This is a genomic window from Paenibacillus sp. FSL R7-0204 (genome assembly GCF_038002225.1).
Lineage (GTDB): Bacteria > Bacillota > Bacilli > Paenibacillales > Paenibacillaceae > Paenibacillus_AQ.
Genome location: NZ_JBBOCA010000001.1, coordinates 1594408 through 1612557 on the forward strand (window position 1 = coordinate 1594408; position 18150 = coordinate 1612557).

Consider the following 18150-nt stretch of genomic DNA (forward strand, 5'->3'; position numbering starts at 1 on the left):
AAAATGGGGGAATTGCGATGAGTAAAAGAAGCGTGTATTCGTTAATGATGGCATCCGTCATGACGGCAGGCCTGCTGGCCGGGTGCTCCGGGGGAAATAACACCAAGGATACGGCAGAATCCAGCAATAAGCCGGCCGAGACAGCCGCTGCTACGAACCAGGCCGAAGGGGCCTATCCTGATTATTCCAAGGGCTTCGGGAAAAAAGTCTCGCTTGACATTCCGGTCTATGAGCGTGCCTATGAAGGCTGGAACGTGTCCGATAACTACTATACCCGCTGGGTACAGGCGGAGTTCGGCGACAAATATAATATAGAGGTTAACTATGTGCCGATTACACGCTCCAAGGAAGTAACGGATTTCGAGCAGCTCCTGGCTTCGCACAAGGCTCCGGATATTATTTTCCACTATGATATGCCGCAAGCGCTTACTTATTATGGTGAGGATGTGATGCAGCCGCTCGACTATGCAGAGATCCAGAATTATGCGCCGACCTACTGGAAGAACATGGGTGAGACGATTGAACAGTATGGTACCGTGGATGATCAGAAGACCTTCTTCTTCGCTGCGCGCCCTGAAGCCGACAACTTCGTCAACATTATCCGCAAGGACTGGGTGGAAAAGGTAGGCATGAAGGTTGAGGATCTGACCTCGCTCGAGAAGTACAACGAGATGCTGGCCAAGTGGAAGGAAGCCGGACTCGGGGTAAGCGGAGGAAATCTGCTGCAGAACTTCTTCAACTTCAACTATCCGTTCCGTAAATGGCCGGTGGATGCGAAATATCGTGCGCTGTATTCCGATCTCAGCGTGGCCGATCTGACTACGGAGGAGACTGAGGCTTACCTGCGTAACCTGAATTATCAGTATAATAATGGCCTGATTGATAAGGAATTCTATCTGCGCAATGATGAACCGAAGATTAAAGCTGAATTCGTGGCAGGCAAAACCGGCAACTTCGGCTTCTATCTGGCGAACAACACCGATGTTTTTGCGGCTACGCTGCAGAATAACCCGGATGCCGAATTTGCGGTAGTGCCTCCGTATGCGGGAGTTCCGGAAGGCAATAAGCCTCAGGGACGCGCTTACTGGCCGTTTGGCTTCATTATGGGAATTAACTATGAATCTACGCCGGAAGAACGCGCAGCCGTGTGGATGTATCTGGAATGGCTCAGCCAGCCGGAGAACCTGTTCAAGTTCCAGAACGGAATCGAAGGGGAGAACTATACGCTTGACGCAGACGGCATTGCGCTGAAGAATCCGGATTATAAGGGCGAAGCGGTGCTGGCACAGAACAATAACAAGGACTACTGGGGTCTGGTGACGGAAATTGCCCAGTACCCGGATGAAGCTAAGACCCGCAAGGCCAACCTGCGTAACTGGGCACCGGCCGGTTATGAGCCGCTGGCGGATGATCTGGTGAAGTATTATGACGAGGTTGCCGAATTCCGTACACCGGATGCGCTGTTCAATGTGGTGCTGGAGAAGGTGAACGAATACAAGGCCGATCTGAACACGCTGTTCCAGGAGCTGTACGTGAAGGTGGTGCTTGCTCCGGAGGCTGAATTCGATGCTACGTATGAAGCCGCCAAGAAGACGTATCTGGAGGCAGGCTACCAGGAGATTCTCGATGAGAAGCAGGCAGCAATTGATGCAGGGAAATTCCGTTAATGCAGTATAAGTCTGGCTTAGTATAGCAAAAGAAGTACCCGGCAGTATCCTCACCCGGCAGGCTGATCCGTAGTATTACGGAGGCTTGCCGGGTGATTGCGTGTTCCCCGCCGCTACTCGCGGCTATTGAGGAAGACATCCTCCGTTACCTGCACCAGGCAGCGCGCTGCCGTGCTGAGTCCGCCGCTGCTTTGGTAGATGAGGCAAGTGGTCCGCTGCGTCTGCTCCAGCTCCTTGATGTGCAGGGAGACCAGTCCCCCGCCGTTCAGCAGCTCCGGACGCAAGTAAGAGTTCGGCAGCAGGGCCGCAGCCTTGATCGTCGGCAGCAGGCGGACGATGGCCTCGAAGGAGTCGATCTCCATCCGTACATCGGGATCAACCCCGCAGCGCTGGAACAGATCATCTGTCGTCCGGCGGTACCAGGTTCCCTTGGAGAAAAGAATCATCGGCAGCCGGGAGAGATGCTCCATGGTGAGCCGTGGCGTCAGGGTCAGCGGATGCTGCTCGGAGACAACCAGCCGGAGCTGGTCCTCGAACAGCGGGATGCAGCGCAGCCCCGGCTCCTGCACCTGGGAGGCGATGATGGCCACATCGCATTTGCCTTCGCTGACAGCGGTGACCATCTCATGAGTCTTCCCGGTGATAAGCTTTAGCTCGGCTGCCGGATACTTCTCAGTGTACGCTTTTACCAGAGGAGGCAAGGTTGTCTGCAGTGTGGTCAGGCTGGCGCCCAGGGTTACGAGCTGCGGCTCGCCCTCCTTGAACTTCGATAACGCTTCCAGGAACTTGGAACGCTGCTGACGCTGCTCCAGCGCATAGGTGTAGGTAAGGCGGCCTACCTCTGTAAGCTCCAGGCGCTTGCCGAAGCGGTTGAACAGGGCGACGCCGAGCCGCTCCTCCAGCTTGGAGATTTTGCGGGAGAGGGCCGGCTGGGACAGGTTGAGCTGGCGCGAGGCCCGGTTCAGGCTGGAGTGCTCCACCACCGCAGCAAAAGCATCTAAATCATCATACATTTCATAGTGCTCCTCTCTTCCAAATCCCATACAACTGTGATAAAAGGCATAGCCGATGAGCCAAGGTTCTCCTGATGGGCAGGAAGACAACCCTAAATTGTAAGTTATTAACGAAGCTAAATGAGAATTATTATCATATTAAAAATATTCTTATGCAATTATTGTATAACGATTAATAATTAGATTGCAATTCCCTTATAAGCAAAAAAAGAGTAACATGAAAAGTGACACAAGATATTCACATATTGTGAATTATTCAGCAAAGTCCGGGAAAACAATGGATAGTGGTGCAAACAGACCATTAGCAGGTAAATCAAGACTGCCGCTGCCCTGTTTCAACTGTACTCCCGGCGGTGTATGCTCTTTAAAAAGACTTGTGAAAACGCTGTTTTATATGGAAAGGGGACACTTTGCATGAGAGGATTTTATTCCAGAAAGATTCATTCCTTGCTCGGCGTTATCCCGCTCGGGGCATTCTTCCTTGAGCACATGCTGACGAACTTCGCAGCAGTAGAGGGTGGCGCTTCCGGTTTCACAGACAGTGTGCTGTGGCTGAACAGCCTGCCGCTGGTCTTCTTCCTGGAATTGTTCGGCATCTGGCTGCCGCTGCTGTACCACGGAGTATACGGCCTGTACATCGCGTACCAGTCGAAGCCGAACCTGAACCGCTACAATCTTGAGCGCAACTGGCGTTATACGCTGCAGCGGATCAGCGGAGTCGTCACCTTCATCTTCATTGTCTGGCATCTGTGGGACACCCGCGTCCAGGTAGCGCTCGGCAAGGTGGAGCATGATCAGCTTGGCGGAGTGATGCATAACATTGTGACCCAGCCGCTGCTGATGACACTCTATATTGTCGGAATCGTGGCCGCCTGCTTCCACTTCTCCAATGGTCTATGGTCGTTCCTGATCAGCTGGGGAATCACGGTGGGTCCGCGTTCGCAGAGAGTATCATCCGTACTTTGCCTCGGTATTTTCGTTATCGTTACTTTCATGTTCGTCCTGTCGCTGGTTACCTTCCGTAACGATGAATTCCAAACTGCCGCTACGGCGATGCAGTCAGTGCGCAGTTTTATTTAAAATAGAAGAATGTATAGGTTTCACGCTATACATTATCCTTCTATTTCTCGCTGAAACGGTACCGTCCTTTTCAAGGACGGCAAAGCCGTTCCCACTTGAGAATATAGAGGTGCGTGGAAGCGGTTAACTTGTGCTGCTGACACTACGAAGAAGCGGATCTTCCGCAACACTAAAGCGTATGCTTCCGATGCGAGTTTTGTACGATGAGGAATCAGGAAGCAGACGCAGACAAAACTTTTAGGAGGGGAACAATCATGGCATCAGCCGATATCATCATCGTGGGCGGCGGTCTGGCCGGCCTGATGGCTACCATTAAGGCCGCTGAATCCGGCGCGCATGTACATCTATTCTCACTGGTCCCTGTCAAAAGATCACATTCCGTCTGCGCGCAAGGCGGCATCAATGGCGCTGTGAATACCAAGGGCGAGGGTGACTCGCCTTGGGAGCATTTCGACGATACCGTCTACGGCGGCGACTTCCTGGCCAACCAGCCTCCGGTGAAAGCCATGTGCGAAGCGGCACCAGGCATTATTCACCTGATGGACCGGATGGGCGTAATGTTCAACCGCACCCCTGAGGGACTGCTCGACTTCCGCCGGTTCGGTGGAACAAAGCGCCACCGCACAGCCTTTGCCGGGGCGACTACCGGCCAGCAGCTGCTGTATGCACTGGATGAGCAGGTGCGCCGCTGGGAAGCGGAAGGTCTGGTTACCAAGAGCGAGAACTGGGAATTCCTCTCGGTGATTCTGGATGACGAGCGGGTCTGCCGCGGCATCAGCGCCCAGAATCTCAAGACGATGGAGATTCAGACTTTCCCGGCGGACGCGGTCATTCTGGCCAGCGGCGGTCCGGGGATTATTTTCGGCAAAACCACGAATTCGGTCATCAACACAGGAACCGCAGCAAGCGCCGTGTATCAACAGGGTGTGCATTATGCGAACGGGGAATTCATTCAGATTCACCCGACGGCGATTCCCGGCGATGACAAGCTGCGGCTGATGTCGGAATCGGCGCGCGGTGAAGGCGGACGGATCTGGACCTATAAGGACGGCAAACCGTGGTACTTCCTTGAAGAGAAATATCCTTCGTACGGTAACCTGGTGCCTCGCGATATTGCTACCCGTGAGATTTTCAATGTGTGTGTGGATCAGGGGCTGGGTATTAACGGCGAGAACATGGTCTACCTGGATCTGTCGCATAAGGACCCGAAGGAGCTCGACGTCAAGCTGGGCGGCATTATCGAGATCTACGAGAAGTTCATGGGGGATGATCCCCGCAAAATTCCGATGAAAATCTTCCCGGCTGTGCATTATTCAATGGGCGGCATGTGGGTCGACTATAATCAAATGACGAATATTCCCGGCTTGTTCGCAGCAGGGGAATGTGAATATCAATACCACGGGGCCAACCGTCTGGGAGCGAATTCCCTGGTCTCTGCCATTTATGGCGGGATGGTCTCCGGTCCGAAGGCTGTGGAATACATCAAGGGCCTTAAGAAATCGGTGCAGGATATCTCCTCCACGGTGTTCGACAGCTTCCACAAGACGCAGACCGATAAATATGAGTCGCTGCTGGGGATGACTGGCACAGAGAATGCTTACGTGATCCATAAGGAGCTTGGCGAGTGGATGACGGCGAACATGACCGTGGTGCGTGAGAACAAAAAGCTGGAAGCGACGATCGGCAAAATCAAAGAGCTGAAGGAACGCTACAAGAATATCAATATGAGCGACACTTCGCGCTGGAGCAACCAGGGGGTAGCATTCACCCGCCAGCTGTGGAACATGCTGGAGCTGTCAGAGGCGATGACGCTTGGAGCGCTGCTGCGCAACGAGAGCCGGGGCGCACATTACAAGCCGGAGTTCCCGACGCGTAACGATGAGGAATTCCTCAAGACCACCAAAGCCGCATGGACAGCAGACGGCCCGCAGATCTCATACGAGGAAGTCGATGTATCGCTGATTCCTCCGCGCGTGCGGGATTACTCGAAGGACTGACAGGTTAGACTAACCAAATTTTCTAGGAGGTAACTGACATGGCGGAAACAGCAGCAGCTCCCAAAAACGTGAAATTTATTATTACCCGCCAGGATGAACCGGAGACCAGCCCCTATACGGAGGAGTTCGAGCTTGCCTACCGTCCGGGGATGAACGTAATCAGTGCGCTGATGGAGATTCAGCGGAATCCGGTGAATGCGAAAGGCGATAATACGGTTCCTGTATGCTGGGAATCCAACTGTCTGGAAGAGGTCTGCGGCGCCTGCTCCATGGTCATCAACGGCAAGCCCCGTCAGGCCTGTGCCGCGCTGATCGACAATCTGGAGCAGCCGGTGCGCATTGAGCCGATGAAGACCTTCCCGGTTGTCCGCGACCTGGTGATTGACCGCAGCCGGATGTTCAATGCCCTGAAGCGGGTCAAGGCCTGGATTCCGATTGACGGCACGTATGATCTCGGTCCGGGACCGCGTATGCCGGAGAAGAAGCGCCAGTGGGCCTATGAGCTGTCCAAATGCATGACCTGTGGCGTCTGCCTGGAGGCTTGTCCGAATGTCAACGAGAAGACCAACTTCATCGGGCCGGCAGCCATCTCGCAGGTTCGCCTGTTCAACGCTCACCCGACAGGTGAGATGAACGCAGAAGAGCGCCTGGATGCGGTCATGGGAGACGGCGGCATCGACGGCTGCGGCAACTCGCAGAACTGTGTGCGGGCTTGCCCGAAGGGCATTCCGCTCACGACCTCCATTGCCGAGATCAACAAGCAGACAACCAAGCATATGTTCAAGCGCTGGCTGGGTGTCTGACCATATTTCAGACCCTTCGTCTATAAACAGAATCTTAGCAGGCCATTCAGGTGTCATTCCTGGGTGGCCTGTTTGGCTGCGCCTGGCATAGTAACAGGTACGGATGTTTCTGGCCGGCTGGAAAAAGGGTACATGTGTAGACAGCCTGTAATGAAGAGCCTGAAGCTGCATAGAATAGCCATACGTCTGCAGGTTCCAATAAATATAGGTGTATATGTTATAATCTACATAGCCAAGTGGAAACGGCTTTGCCGTCCTTTTAAAGGACGGTATCGTTTCAGCGAGAAATAGAAGGATAATTTATAGCGTAAAACCTATAAATTCTTATATTTTGAAGATAACCGTCTGACAGCGGATAACGGGGAGGAATGACTGTGATTTGCCGTGAACAGGATGGAATGCTTGTAATGACGAAGCAGCATGAGCACGGGCTGCTGGCCGGAGAATTTGCTAAGTGGTTCAAGGAAGAACATACGCCTGCGGAAGGCCGCCGGGCTGAGGTACTGTGGGCAGTAAGCAACCATGACCGGGGCTGGATTGATCTGGATGAGACACCGTTCTGGAATGATGCGGAGGGGCTGCCCTACAGCTTCCTCGATTTTCCGGTTGTGCCGAAGCTGACCTTTTATAGACGGGGAATCGATGAGATTGAAGCGGAGACGCCATACGGGGCGCTGCTGTGCAGTTCGCATTTTGAACGGTTAATTGAGGTGTCGGGTGAGGAATGCCCGGAGCTGACGCAATATCTGCAGGATGAAGCGGACCGCCGCGCCCGTATCCACCGGGCGCTGGAGCAGAGCAAGCCGCTTGAAGAAGGCGAGCTGTATTATGATGCCAGACTGCTGCAGTTCTGCGATGATCTGTCGCTGTTCCTGGCGCTTAGTAGGCCGGGCAGCGCCGAATCCGAGAAGCACCCCTGGTTCGCAGACGGCTTCTCCGGCAGTGAGGAGTTCAGCTTCACCTCCGGCCGTGCCATTGAGGCGGAGTGGCAGGACAGTGCTACGCTGACCCTGACTCCGTTCCCGTTCACGCAGGAGGTTGAAGTCAATTTCAAGCAGCGGCGGGTCAGCCGGGCGGACATTAAGGATAAGGGAATTGCCCGCGCCTACCGCGAGGCTCCTGAGGAAGAATGCCGGATCAAGGTCATTAGCGGACCGGAGGAAGATTCGCGGGCTAAGACTGGAGCGGGTTACCGCACTAAGGGATAGTATAAGTCCGGGCTAGCCGCTGCTCTGCGAGTATCGTCATGACCGGATAAGGACCTTCCCGGCGGGAAGCCGGGAGCATAGAACAGGAGCGTAAAGGCTATGGCATGGTGGATCTGCTGAACCTGATCGAACTGGGCAACCTTGTGTCATGCAACCGGGGACTGCGCGGACTGATTCTGTTTTGTGTCCTGGCTTCAATCCTGTTCTATATTCTGTTTGGACAGTCTTCGTTCCAGGGAGAAGGCTTGGGCCAGGATCTGCTTAGACAGTTGATTACATTCCTCTATTTCAGCGTGGCTACTTTTACGACAGTCGGTTACGGGGATATAGCTCCCATAGACAATACCTCAAGGCTGGTCGTAGTTATGCAGATCTGCTTCAGCTTCATTACGGTCGCCTATGCGCTGTCTATGCTGGGGTTGTTCCGCAAGATTCTTGGGGTAAATACTGCGGAGGAAGAGATTGAGGCAGCCATTGAAGTAGATATTGATGAGAATTAAGACAGAGAGGAGAATCTCCCTATGAAAAAATCGTTCGGAGGCTCTCCCGAGCGTACGGTTCCTGCGGCTGCGGACGGCCCGGGAACGGGCTCCCCTCCGCAGGAAGGCGTGAGCGGCCGCAAGATGACCCGCCGCCAGTTCCTGGCCCGGGGGGCAGGAGCGGTAGTCGGCGCAGGTCTCCTCGCCGGCGGCTATGCCTGGCAGGGGGAGCCGAACTGGTTAGAGGTGACCCGCCGGGAGCTGCCGCTTGCGGAGCTGCCGTCCGCATTCGCTGGGACCCGGCTGGTCCATTTCAGCGATGTGCATCTGGGCTTCAACAAGGATGCGAAGGATCTGGCCCGGCTGACGAAGCATATCAAGGAAGAGCAGCCGGATCTGATCTGCTTCACCGGGGATATCGTGGACAGCTATGCCGAAGATCTGACTGACTCGGTCCCCCTTCTCGCAGAGCTTAAGGCTCCGCTTGGGAAGTATGCCATCCTCGGGAATCATGATTACAAGAATACGGAGCTGCTGACCCGTCTGCTGACGGAGGCCGGATTCCGCGTCCTGCGGAACGAGTCCTATCTGATCAAGCAAGGCGGAGCGACGATTGCCATAGCAGGACTGGATGATATGCTGCACGGCAAGCCGGACCCGGAGGCAGCCGTCCGGGATATTCCAGACGGCATCTTCACGGTGCTGCTGATGCATGAGCCGGATTACGCTGAGGTGGCGGAAGCGTATCCTTTTCACCTTCAGCTCTCAGGTCATAGCCATGGCGGTCAGATTCGTCTGCCGCTGCTCGGAGCGCCTTTCACGCCTTATGGATCTAAGAAATACATAGACGGCTTGTATCATACAGAGAATAAGGCGATGCCGGTGTATGTGAACAGGGGTTTTGGCGAGACAATGATGCCGCTGCGCTTCCTGTGCCGCCCGGAGCTTACCGTGCTGACTCTGCGCCGGGGGTAGCTGGACTGCAAGAGAGGGGCGCCATAGCCGGAAGAAGAAGAGGGAGAAGTTCATGAGCACTTATGAGATGATCATGGGGATGTCACTGCAAGGCACTATGGTGGAACTGAAGAATATGGCATCCGGCGACGGAGCGCTGCTGAAGTCGCTGCTCTCCCACCCGGAGGTACAGCCGCATATTCAGCTGCGCCATGCATCGAATTCCCGGCAGGGTGTGTTGGATAAGCTGGTGAACCGGATGCTGCATGGCTATGATCCCGGCGCACTGCATGCAGGAATCTATATCTTAGGCCAGCCGGAGCTGATCGGCTCAGTCTCCCTGCAGAACTGGAACCGGCAGGAGGGCCAGGCGGTGCTTGGCTATATGCTGAATCCTTTATGCTGGGGGCGCGGGTATGCGACTGAGGCACTGGGATTGCTGCTGGCCTACGGTTTCAGGGAACTTGGACTGAAGAAGGTCGAGGGGCGTTGCCGGGGGGATAATCACCGGTCCGCCCAGGTCATGCTGAGGAACGGCCTGACCCTGGAGCGGACTCTGCCGATGGCGGACGGCTCGGGCGATGTAATGAAAGTCTTCACATTGTTACACAAATGAAATAATGCCGTTATCAAACTCTAACAGTCAGCGGTTAAACTAAGTACATGACCCCCTTTTGAAAATATAACTGCTGTTGGGACCCGATGATTCGGGTCCATTTTTTTTTGGCGTGTGCGGGCCTGGGCTCCCGATGAGAGGGATAAATCCCTTTGGATCGGCCTGAAGTGGGCTGGAAGAGCGAATGAGGAGCATTAGTGCACCTGAATTTGTAAATAGTTGGCTAAGTGGCTGAATGAGGAGCATTAGTGCACCTGAATTCGCAGCCACCATACTTGCGGTATCAAACATTGTGTGCTGGCAGTCTCCAAAGGGATTGGCTATGATAGTGTAGAGGGTACATGGACAAGTATAGATGGGGGAGGAAATGAACCTTTGAATGATGTGATTAGATTACTTATGAACCACCGTTCGTTCCGGAACTACAGCGGGCAGGAGGTGGAGCCCTGGAAGCTGAAGACGATTATTGAGGCAGCCCAGGCGGCACCCTCTTGGGTGAACGGCCAACAGGTATCGATGATAGCGGTACGCAGCGGGGAACGCAGACAGCAGCTGTCGGCGCTGAGCGGCAACCAGAAGCATGTGGCGGAAGCGCCGGTATTTCTGGTGTTCTGCATGGACTTTCACCGGGCCAAGCTTGCGGCGGAGCTGGAAGGCCAGCCGTTTGAAACGGCTGCGGATATAGACGCGCTGCTCGTTGGGGCCACGGATGTCGGCATTGCACTATCGAACGCAGTAGCTGCCGCCGAGTCGCTGGGACTGGGGATTATCCCGATTGGGGGCGTGCGCCGCAACACGGCAGGGGTGATTGAACTGCTGCAGCTGCCAGAGTATGTATTCCCGGTGGTTGGTCTCTGCATCGGCTATCCGGCGGGAGAACAGCCGAAGGGTTCACGCCTGCCTATAGCAGCTGTGTACCATGAAGAGGTCTATAACCCGGATCAGAAGAGTCTGATCGAAGAATATAATGAGACCCACCGGGAGTTGCTTAAGTCTCAAGGGCTGACGGAGCGGAGCTGGACCAGCATGATTGCCCGCTTCTACGCTCTGAATCCGCAGTATGGGGACTCCCAGCGTACGCTGAAGCAGCAGGGCTTCACCTGTGAGAATCTGAATAAGGAATAAGCGCAGTATTAGTTGTACAGCGCAAATAAGCACCGCAGCAGCAGGCAGCGTGACGGGGAGTGTCCCGTTACGCTGCCTGTTTGCGCGGTGCTGGTTGTACGCGGAGAATTCCCGCCTACTTACTGCCTACAGCGCGACCTTAACCTTCTCGCGCCGCTTGTAATAGACCCAGTATTCGAAGCCAATCTCCTTCAGCCGCGCAGCCACCTGATTGCGCTGGTCGGCAACGCGGGCAGGCAGATGGGCATCGGAGCCGAAGCTGACCTCCACGCCGAAGTGCAGGGCCCGCTCCAGAATCTCATCGGAAGGGTACCAGCCGCCGCACAGCTTGGTGCCGCCGGAGGTGTTGATCTCGATGGCCGGACCGCATTCGCCGATCACGCGCAAGGCTTCGTCAATCTCCTTGGGAGCAGCGATCTCGGAGAAGGGCGGATAGTTGCCTTTCATGGCATCGATATGACCGAGAATCTGGAAGATGCCGCTGCGTGCGGATTCGGCAATCAGCCGGTAGTACTCGCTTTTGGAGGCAAGCCGCTGCGCGGGGGCAAGCCCCTTCCAGCGGCCCTGGTTGAAGATACTGACCTCCTCAACATGATGCACGGAGCCGATCACATAATCGAACGGGTATGCGGCGTAGGTCTTGCGGTACAGCTCCGCATGTTCCGGGAAGAAGTCGGATTCCATGCCTAGCAGGACATCAATGCGGCCTTCGTATTCTTTTTGCAGCGACAATACTTCCTCCACATAGTGGACCAGCTCGGACTTGGCCATGGCAATGCGCGGAAAAGCCTGCTCGGACGGGCTTCCGAAGTAAGGTGAATGATCGGAAATACCGATAACATCCAGCCCCGCCGCTATTCCGGCTTCAATATAATCCCGGATGGTGCCGTCAGCATGGCCGCAGCGGAAATGATGGGTATGCAGGTCGAACTTCATAATGGGAACATCTCCTTAGGCCAATATGGCGAAATAGGGTGCAGGTTACTCTGAGCCGATGAACTGGGTCTCGGGCATTCCCTTAAGGTCGCTCAGGAACTGTCTCATCGCAGAGTTGACATACTTGCCGGACTTGGTAATAACACCTACAGGATGGGTAACCTCAAGCTCGATGATCGGGACGATCCGCAGGGTGCCGCTTCTGACCTCGGCAGTGACAGACTGCTTGGAGATGACCGCCGCTCCCAGATCAAGCTCGACCATCCGCTTCACTTCCTCACTGCTGGTCAGCTCCATAATCACCAGCGGCTGAATACCGTGCCTCGCCAGCACCTCATCGACAAATTTCCGGCCGACCGTATCCGGTGAGAGCAGGATGAGCGGGATGGTCCCCAGTGCCTCGATCCCGGCTGTTTTGACCTGGGCCAGCGGATGGCGTGGCGAAACAACCAGTTCGAAAGTATCATAATACAGGACCGAGGTCGTCATCCCCGGATTACGGCCGATCAGGTAGCCGATGCCGACATCCACAATCCCGTTCTCGACTTGCTGGTAGATCTGGGAGGAGGACATGGATGAGATTGAGGTTTTGATATGAGGGAACTGATCCTGGAAATAGGAGAGCACCCTGGGGAGAATCTGGATGGCGATGGAGGTGGTCGTACCGAGAATAATATGCCCTTGGGGATTCTCTTCGAGATCGGCAAGGCGCTGCTTAAGCTCATCTACGATTCCGACAATCTGTTCCGCGTGGGCGAGGAAGACCTTGCCCCTGTCCGTTAGCGTCACCGGCTGGTTCCGGTCAACAAGCTGGGTTTTGAACTCTTCCTCCAGGCTTTTGATCTGGGCCGAGACTGCCGGCTGCGTCAGGTTGAGCAGCTCGCCAGCCTTGCGGAAGCTCATGGTTTTGGAGATGGTGATCAGTGTTTCGAGCTGGCTGATATTCATGGACTGTCCCCCTTATGGCTACCATATGGTGCCGCCGTATATTTGTACAAACAGGGAAAGCCTCAGCTTTCCGGAGGGCGTATGCGCACATGACGGCTTCCAGAATTAGAGTCTGCAAGCCGCGGATTCTGACAAAATAGATAGGTGAAAGGGTTGCTGTGAGTGCTGCACTCGGAGGGTGTGACGCCGCAGATCTTACGTGTATTGATTAAATTATAGGAGATTCCTCCCGGGAGGGCAATGTTGCGCTCCAAACTATCTTCAGAAATCATTCGACAAGACCATTAATTTTTGGTGAATAATGCCGATATATGAAGTATAATAAATCATTATTGCTTAGGACTTTTGGTATATGACTAAAGACTGGTCGAGGGGGACAGCACTTTCATGAAAGCAGAAGTAATCAATCCGTTTTTAGAGTCTGCGCGCATTGTAATTGAACAGGTGATCCAAGTCTCGCCATCCACCGGTATGCTGGGGATCAAGGATATTGAACTGATCGATGATCATATATGGATTCAAGTGGGAATGACAGGTCAGCTCAGCGGGGATATTATCTTCGGGATCGCCGAGCAGGTGGCGCTGAAGATCGTGTCAGCCATGATGGGCGGCTATGTGATAACAGAGATGGATGAGATGGGCCAGAGCGCCATTTCGGAGCTGGGCAATATGATCAGCGGCAATGCCAGTACTATTCTCTCCAATCAAGGGGTGTCGGTAGACATTACTCCGCCGAAGCTGATGAAGTCCGAGAGTATGTCCATTCTGCCGCGCAAAGCGCTGAGTATTCCTCTTCTGATGGAAGGCATCGGGGAGCTTGATATTCAGGTTATGATCTCTTAGGCGGATAATCGGGAGTTGAATCTATTCCATGGCATTACAAGGTAAGATTGTGGTAATTACAGGAGCTTCGAGCGGGATTGGCGCACTTACGGCGCAGATGCTCAGCGGGCACGGGGCGGTTCCCGTTCTGCTGGCCCGGTCCAGGGACAAGCTGCAGGCTGTTGCGGCGGGCATTCAGGGGGAGCATGGGCTGTTCGTCTGTGATGTGACCGATGAGGCGGCAGTGCAGCGTACCTTTGCGGAGATCCTGGAGCAATACGGCAGAATTGACATTCTGCTCAACAACGCCGGTTACGGCAAGTTTGCGGCTTTTACAGAGATGGAGTCTGAAGAGTTCGCTGATATGATGGATGTTAACTATATGGGAATTGTGCGCTGCACCAAGGCTGTCGTTCCTCATATGCTTACGCGCGGCAGCGGTCAGATCGTGAATGTGGCTTCCATGGCCGGCAAAATCGGAACGGCACGCTCAGTGTCCTACACGGCCACCAAGCATGCCGTTCTCGGCTTCACCAATGCGCTCCGCCAGGAGCTGCGTAAGAGCGGTGTTATTGTCTCGGCTGTGAATCCCGGACCTATCGCCACCGAATTCTTCAAGATTGCCGACCCTTCAGGCAATTATGAACGAAGCGTAAGCCGTATGATGATGACGCCGCAGCATGTGTCCGCGAAGATCGTCAAGCTGATGGATAAGGGTAAAGAGGAAGTGGACCTGCCCGGTCTGGCAGGCTTCGGCATCCGGCTCTATGGCCTGTTCCCGCGGCTGGCAGACAAGCTGACCTATAACCTGATGAACAGAAAATGAATAAAATGTAGTTTCGATGTGTGGCGTGAACGACTTGTCCCCCTTTGGTATACAGGATGGTATGACCGTTTAAATACGGCCCTACTTAGATTTTATGGCCTTCCATTTGGTGGAGAGGCCTTTTTGGCATATAATGAACATATTATCTTAAGTGAAAAGGATGAAACCCTATTATGAATAAAGCTTCTTTTGCGGCTATCGGCATCCAGGAAGACCTTGCTGCCCGATTGTCTGAATTCGGCATCACCGAACCATCCCCTGTACAGGAGCAGACGATTCCGCTTCTGCTGGAAGGAAGAGATGTTCTGGCCGCATCCCAGACAGGAACAGGCAAGACACTGGCTTATCTGCTGCCGCTGCTGCAAGGGATTAACCCGGACTCGAAATCTGTGCAAAAGCTGGTGCTGGCGCCAACCCAGGAGCTGGCGATGCAGATTCTCCGTGAAGCGGAGCGCTACGGGGCACACCGTGGCATCCGGGCCATAGGACTGATCGGCGGGGCGGCGATCAAGCGCCAGATTGACAAGCTGCGGGAGCATCCGCAGCTGGTGGTAGGCACCCCGGGACGCATACGTGAGCTGATCGGGCTGCGCAAGCTCAAGATGCATGAGGTGAGCACAATTATTCTCGATGAGGCGGATCAGATGTTCCAGCTTAGCGGTGCGGGCGAAGTAACGAAGATCGTCAGCAGCGCGCTGCGTACGCGGCAGCTGGTCATGCTGTCGGCCACGATTGGACCGGAGACCCGTCTGCTGGCGAACCGGGAGATGAAGAATCCGGCGGAGGTCGGCATCGACCCCGGCATGATGACCGCCCAGAGCCTGGAGCATCACTATATGGTGTGCGAGGAGCGTAATAAGATTGATATGCTGCGCCGGGTCATCCGCCACTACAAGCCGGACCGGGCCATTGTCTTCGTGAACGCGACGGATGACATCGCTGAGGTGACAGCGAAGCTGAACCATCTGGGGCTTCCGGCCGCAGCGCTGTACGGCGATGCCGACAAGGTGACGCGTGCAAACGTGCTGACCCGCTTCCGGGACGGCAAGCTCAAGGTCCTGGTCGCCAGTGACGTAGCGGCGCGGGGCCTGGACATTGAGAATCTGACGCTTGTTGTCAGCTTCGATCCGGCCTTTGACTCCGAGCACTATGTCCACCGTGCCGGACGGACCGGGCGTATGGGCAAACGCGGCTTATCCGTAACGATCGTTACGGAGCAGCAGACGTTCATCATGCGCAAATTCGCCCGCGAGCTGGATATCCAGCTGGACGAGCGGGAGATGGCCTTCGGCAAGGCGCTGGCGGAAGGCGGACGCGCCGAGCTGCGCAGCGGCGGCGTGAAGGAGCGCCGCGAAGGGGCTGAACCGCGCGGCGGCATTGCAGCGCGCACCGGCAAGCCGCAGGTGCGGACCTCGGCGGCTGGAACAGCAGCCGGAGGGACGGGCGGCGACGCGCCGGCAGGCCAGCCGGGGCTAGCTGCTGGCGGCAGTGGCGTTACGGCGCGGCGCGAGCCGCACCGGCCGGGAGTGAGCGCCGGCACGCGCAGCGCGGCGGGGCCGGGGGGCAAGGCCCGCAGCCAGGCGGAGCGGGAGCAGAACCGCAAGAATAAGGGAGCCCCGAAATGGCTCAAGAACAAAACCCCGAGAGGTGACGGTCAATGAATACAGCTCCCGTATTAGAAATTACGGGCCTTAGCGGAGGCTACAGCCTGAACAAGCCGGTGCTGCATGACATCGGCCTGCAGGTGCAGCCCGGTGAGATGGTTGGGTTAATCGGACTGAACGGTGCGGGCAAGAGCACCACAATGAAGCATATCCTGGGGCTGATGTCCCCCCATAAGGGTGAGATTACGGTACAGGGGAAGACGCGCAGCAGCGATCCGGAGAGCTACCACAGTGCGCTGTCCTTCGTGCCGGAATCCCCTCTGCTCTATGAGGAAATGACGGTTCGTGAGCATGTGGAATTCACTGCCAGAGCGTATGGCGTGGAGCGCAGTGATTATGAATCACGTACCAGCCAGCTGGCTGCACTCTTCAATATGGAGGACAAGATGGATACTTTGTCCTCTCATCTGTCCAAGGGGATGAAGCAGAAGGTGATGATTATGTGCGCGTTCGTAGCGCGTCCGGCTTTGTATGTAATCGACGAGCCGTTCCTCGGTCTTGATCCGCTGGGTATCCGTTCCCTGCTGGATTTCATGCTGGACCTGAAGAAGTCCGGAGCTTCGATTCTGCTCAGCTCGCATATTCTCTCGACGATAGAGAACTATTGTGACCGGTTCATTGTGCTGCACCGCGGAATGGTGATTGCGGAGGGAACGCTGGCCGAGATGACCGCGAAGGCCGGGCGGCAGGGCTTGAATTTGGAGCAGCTGTTCTACGAGTTGGTTCAGGGAGGGAAATGATATGGATTTGAAGGAGCTGCGCCGGCAGCGGCGCAGCCGGTTCACAGGAAGCCTGATCCCTTATGTCGGGTATATCATTCAGAGCGGGGTAGCCATGGTGTTCCTGCTGGTGCTGATTATGTTCTCCGCCTGGTATACAGCACTGCTGCGTGATATTCCGCCTGGCATACCGATCCGCTGGATTATGTTCGTCCTGCTGGTGCCTGCGGCGGTACATAGCAGCTTCCGGACGTATCTGCAGACCCCGGATACGATCTTCCTGCTGCCGCAGGGCCACCGGATGAGAGAGTATTTCGCCCCGTCCTGGGTCAGCGGCAATGTGTGGAAGATTCTGCGACTGGCCTTTATCCTCATTACATTATGGCCGCTGTACATACGCACCGAGGAGTCACCCCGGGGGCTGCTGGCTACCCTGCTGGTGCTGATTCTGGTCAAGCTGTTATCCAGCTACGGGTTATGGCGGGAGACGGCGATGCTCTCCCGTCCCGCTGCGGCAGGCTATAACCTGCTGCGCTGGGCAGCCGGCGGTCTAATGGTTGGGGCATGGCTATGGCAACCGTCCATGCGCGCCCTGATCTTCATCCTGATTCTGGCCGCAGCCTATGCGGCCGCACTGGCTGTTCCCGGACGGCATGCTGTTCCATGGGAACGCCTGATCACCATGGAGAAGAACCAGGGGACCCGGGCGCTGATGGTCCTCGGCTGGTTCGTTGATGTTCCGGGACGCGAGCAGCGGGTCTATGCCCGCCGTTATCTGTCGCGTTGGGGCAGCGGGCTGAGCTGGCAGCGGGATTCTGCCTACCGGTTCCTCCTGACCAAAAGCTTCGCCCGTGGTGATGTCTTCGGCATCGTCCTGCGGATGGCTGTGCTGGATCTGTTCCTGGTGTGGATGATGAAGGACAGCTATCTCGGCAGCGGCATCTATGTATTCTTCCTCTTCCTGATGGGCATTCAGCTGACGGCGCTGCGCAAGCTGCACAGCGAATCGTTCTGGCTGACCGTCTACCCGTTGCCGGAGGGCAGCAAGGGCAAGGGAACGATCCAGTTTGTATTCCGGGCCCATCTGGTCCTGGCGCTGCTGACCGGATTGCCGCTCCTGCTTCAGGCCGGGCAGCGGCCGCTGGAAGTACTGGGCACCTTCGCCTGCGGATTCCTGTTGGCGTATCTGTTCAAGGTCAACTCCACCCGCAAGGAAGCCCGTGTGGATGAAGACGATCTGTAGTCACCCGCAAGCGGGTGTGCTTATAACAAATGGCCTCAGGCTCTCGCGGA

The 18150-nt window shown here is 55.6% G+C and carries 17 protein-coding genes; 14 read left to right on the forward strand and 3 right to left on the reverse strand.

Annotation, left to right across the window (positions count from 1 at the left end; all coding sequences use genetic code 11):
• Positions 1 to 17 precede the first annotated feature (17 nt).
• On the forward strand, positions 18 to 1667 hold the full coding sequence (locus MKX42_RS07175; RefSeq protein WP_340751907.1) for an ABC transporter substrate-binding protein: 1650 nt from the start codon (positions 18 to 20) through the stop codon (positions 1665 to 1667).
• 113 nt (positions 1668 to 1780) lie between these two features.
• On the opposite strand, the gene MKX42_RS07180 is transcribed toward MKX42_RS07175, so the two are convergent.
• Entirely contained in the window at positions 1781 to 2680 is a 900-nt protein-coding gene (locus MKX42_RS07180) for a LysR family transcriptional regulator (RefSeq protein ID WP_036701597.1), read from the reverse strand.
• Positions 2681 to 3094: 414 nt separating this feature from the next.
• Here MKX42_RS07180 and MKX42_RS07185 point away from each other — a divergent pair, with 414 nt between their 5' ends.
• The 8 genes from MKX42_RS07185 to MKX42_RS07220 all read left to right on the forward strand — a co-directional run bounded on the left by MKX42_RS07185 (position 3095) and on the right by MKX42_RS07220 (position 10942).
• Positions 3095 to 3760 (forward strand): succinate dehydrogenase cytochrome b558 subunit, encoded by a 666-nt coding sequence (locus MKX42_RS07185; RefSeq protein WP_076162220.1) that lies wholly within the window; start codon positions 3095 to 3097, stop codon positions 3758 to 3760.
• 254 nt (positions 3761 to 4014) lie between these two features.
• Entirely contained in the window at positions 4015 to 5757 is a 1743-nt protein-coding gene (gene sdhA, locus MKX42_RS07190; RefSeq protein WP_036701593.1) for a succinate dehydrogenase flavoprotein subunit, read from the forward strand.
• A gap of 38 nt (positions 5758 to 5795) precedes the next feature.
• Entirely contained in the window at positions 5796 to 6560 is a 765-nt protein-coding gene (gene sdhB / locus MKX42_RS07195) for a succinate dehydrogenase iron-sulfur subunit (RefSeq protein WP_340751908.1), read from the forward strand.
• A gap of 374 nt (positions 6561 to 6934) precedes the next feature.
• Positions 6935 to 7768: a DUF3891 family protein gene (locus MKX42_RS07200; protein ID WP_340751909.1), complete on the forward strand. Its 834-nt coding sequence runs from the start codon at positions 6935 to 6937 to the stop codon at positions 7766 to 7768.
• 104 nt (positions 7769 to 7872) lie between these two features.
• Positions 7873 to 8268: a potassium channel family protein gene (locus MKX42_RS07205; protein ID WP_340751910.1), complete on the forward strand. Its 396-nt coding sequence runs from the start codon at positions 7873 to 7875 to the stop codon at positions 8266 to 8268.
• Positions 8269 to 8289: 21 nt separating this feature from the next.
• Entirely contained in the window at positions 8290 to 9222 is a 933-nt protein-coding gene (locus tag MKX42_RS07210) for a metallophosphoesterase (protein WP_340751911.1), read from the forward strand.
• A 52-nt stretch (positions 9223 to 9274) separates the two neighbouring features.
• Entirely contained in the window at positions 9275 to 9817 is a 543-nt protein-coding gene (locus tag MKX42_RS07215) for a GNAT family N-acetyltransferase (RefSeq protein WP_340751912.1), read from the forward strand.
• A 384-nt stretch (positions 9818 to 10201) separates the two neighbouring features.
• Complete coding sequence (locus tag MKX42_RS07220) at positions 10202 to 10942, forward strand: NADPH-dependent oxidoreductase (RefSeq protein ID WP_340757632.1); 741 nt, start codon at positions 10202 to 10204, stop codon at positions 10940 to 10942.
• A 126-nt stretch (positions 10943 to 11068) separates the two neighbouring features.
• Here the strand turns inward: MKX42_RS07220 and MKX42_RS07225 are convergent, their stop codons facing one another.
• Together MKX42_RS07225 and MKX42_RS07230 are read right to left on the reverse strand one after the other, a co-directional pair.
• Positions 11069 to 11878 (reverse strand): histidinol-phosphatase, encoded by an 810-nt coding sequence (locus MKX42_RS07225; RefSeq protein WP_036701587.1) that lies wholly within the window; start codon positions 11876 to 11878, stop codon positions 11069 to 11071.
• A 45-nt stretch (positions 11879 to 11923) separates the two neighbouring features.
• A complete protein-coding gene (locus MKX42_RS07230) occupies positions 11924 to 12826 on the reverse strand; it encodes a LysR family transcriptional regulator (RefSeq protein WP_036701586.1) in 903 nt (300 codons plus the stop codon).
• Positions 12827 to 13213: 387 nt separating this feature from the next.
• Here MKX42_RS07230 and MKX42_RS07235 point away from each other — a divergent pair, with 387 nt between their 5' ends.
• The 5 genes from MKX42_RS07235 to MKX42_RS07255 all read left to right on the forward strand — a co-directional run bounded on the left by MKX42_RS07235 (position 13214) and on the right by MKX42_RS07255 (position 18100).
• Positions 13214 to 13669 (forward strand): chemotaxis protein CheX, encoded by a 456-nt coding sequence (locus MKX42_RS07235; protein ID WP_340751913.1) that lies wholly within the window; start codon positions 13214 to 13216, stop codon positions 13667 to 13669.
• A gap of 28 nt (positions 13670 to 13697) precedes the next feature.
• Positions 13698 to 14474: an SDR family NAD(P)-dependent oxidoreductase gene (locus MKX42_RS07240; protein ID WP_340751914.1), complete on the forward strand. Its 777-nt coding sequence runs from the start codon at positions 13698 to 13700 to the stop codon at positions 14472 to 14474.
• A 173-nt stretch (positions 14475 to 14647) separates the two neighbouring features.
• The gene (locus MKX42_RS07245; protein WP_340751915.1) at positions 14648 to 16135 is read left to right on the forward strand and encodes a DEAD/DEAH box helicase; all 1488 of its coding nucleotides are present in this window, start codon (positions 14648 to 14650) and stop codon (positions 16133 to 16135) included.
• On the forward strand, positions 16132 to 16878 hold the full coding sequence (locus MKX42_RS07250; protein WP_076162204.1) for an ABC transporter ATP-binding protein: 747 nt from the start codon (positions 16132 to 16134) through the stop codon (positions 16876 to 16878). Before MKX42_RS07245 ends, MKX42_RS07250 begins: the two co-directional genes overlap by 4 nt.
• A gap of 1 nt (position 16879) precedes the next feature.
• The gene (locus MKX42_RS07255; RefSeq protein ID WP_340751916.1) at positions 16880 to 18100 is read left to right on the forward strand and encodes an ABC transporter permease; all 1221 of its coding nucleotides are present in this window, start codon (positions 16880 to 16882) and stop codon (positions 18098 to 18100) included.
• The last annotated feature ends 50 nt before the right edge of the window (positions 18101 to 18150 follow it).

Bases quoted from the DNA above. Each gene is read 5' to 3' on its own strand.
- MKX42_RS07215 (WP_340751912.1), top strand. From the start codon at position 9,275: ATGAGCACTTATGAGATGATCATGGGGATGTCACTGCAAGGCACTATG.
- MKX42_RS07210 (WP_340751911.1), top strand. From the start codon at position 8,290: ATGAAAAAATCGTTCGGAGGCTCTCCCGAGCGTACGGTTCCTGCGGCT.
- MKX42_RS07250 (WP_076162204.1), top strand. From the start codon at position 16,132: ATGAATACAGCTCCCGTATTAGAAATTACGGGCCTTAGCGGAGGCTAC.
- MKX42_RS07175 (WP_340751907.1), top strand. From the start codon at position 18: ATGAGTAAAAGAAGCGTGTATTCGTTAATGATGGCATCCGTCATGACG.
- MKX42_RS07185 (WP_076162220.1), top strand. From the start codon at position 3,095: ATGAGAGGATTTTATTCCAGAAAGATTCATTCCTTGCTCGGCGTTATC.
- sdhB (WP_340751908.1), top strand. From the start codon at position 5,796: ATGGCGGAAACAGCAGCAGCTCCCAAAAACGTGAAATTTATTATTACC.
- sdhA (WP_036701593.1), top strand. From the start codon at position 4,015: ATGGCATCAGCCGATATCATCATCGTGGGCGGCGGTCTGGCCGGCCTG.
- MKX42_RS07240 (WP_340751914.1), top strand. From the start codon at position 13,698: ATGGCATTACAAGGTAAGATTGTGGTAATTACAGGAGCTTCGAGCGGG.
- MKX42_RS07245 (WP_340751915.1), top strand. From the start codon at position 14,648: ATGAATAAAGCTTCTTTTGCGGCTATCGGCATCCAGGAAGACCTTGCT.
- MKX42_RS07225 (WP_036701587.1), bottom strand. From the start codon at position 11,878: ATGAAGTTCGACCTGCATACCCATCATTTCCGCTGCGGCCATGCTGAC.
- MKX42_RS07235 (WP_340751913.1), top strand. From the start codon at position 13,214: ATGAAAGCAGAAGTAATCAATCCGTTTTTAGAGTCTGCGCGCATTGTA.
- MKX42_RS07230 (WP_036701586.1), bottom strand. From the start codon at position 12,826: ATGAATATCAGCCAGCTCGAAACACTGATCACCATCTCCAAAACCATG.
- MKX42_RS07255 (WP_340751916.1), top strand. From the start codon at position 16,880: ATGGATTTGAAGGAGCTGCGCCGGCAGCGGCGCAGCCGGTTCACAGGA.
- MKX42_RS07180 (WP_036701597.1), bottom strand. From the start codon at position 2,680: ATGTATGATGATTTAGATGCTTTTGCTGCGGTGGTGGAGCACTCCAGC.
- MKX42_RS07205 (WP_340751910.1), top strand. From the start codon at position 7,873: ATGGTGGATCTGCTGAACCTGATCGAACTGGGCAACCTTGTGTCATGC.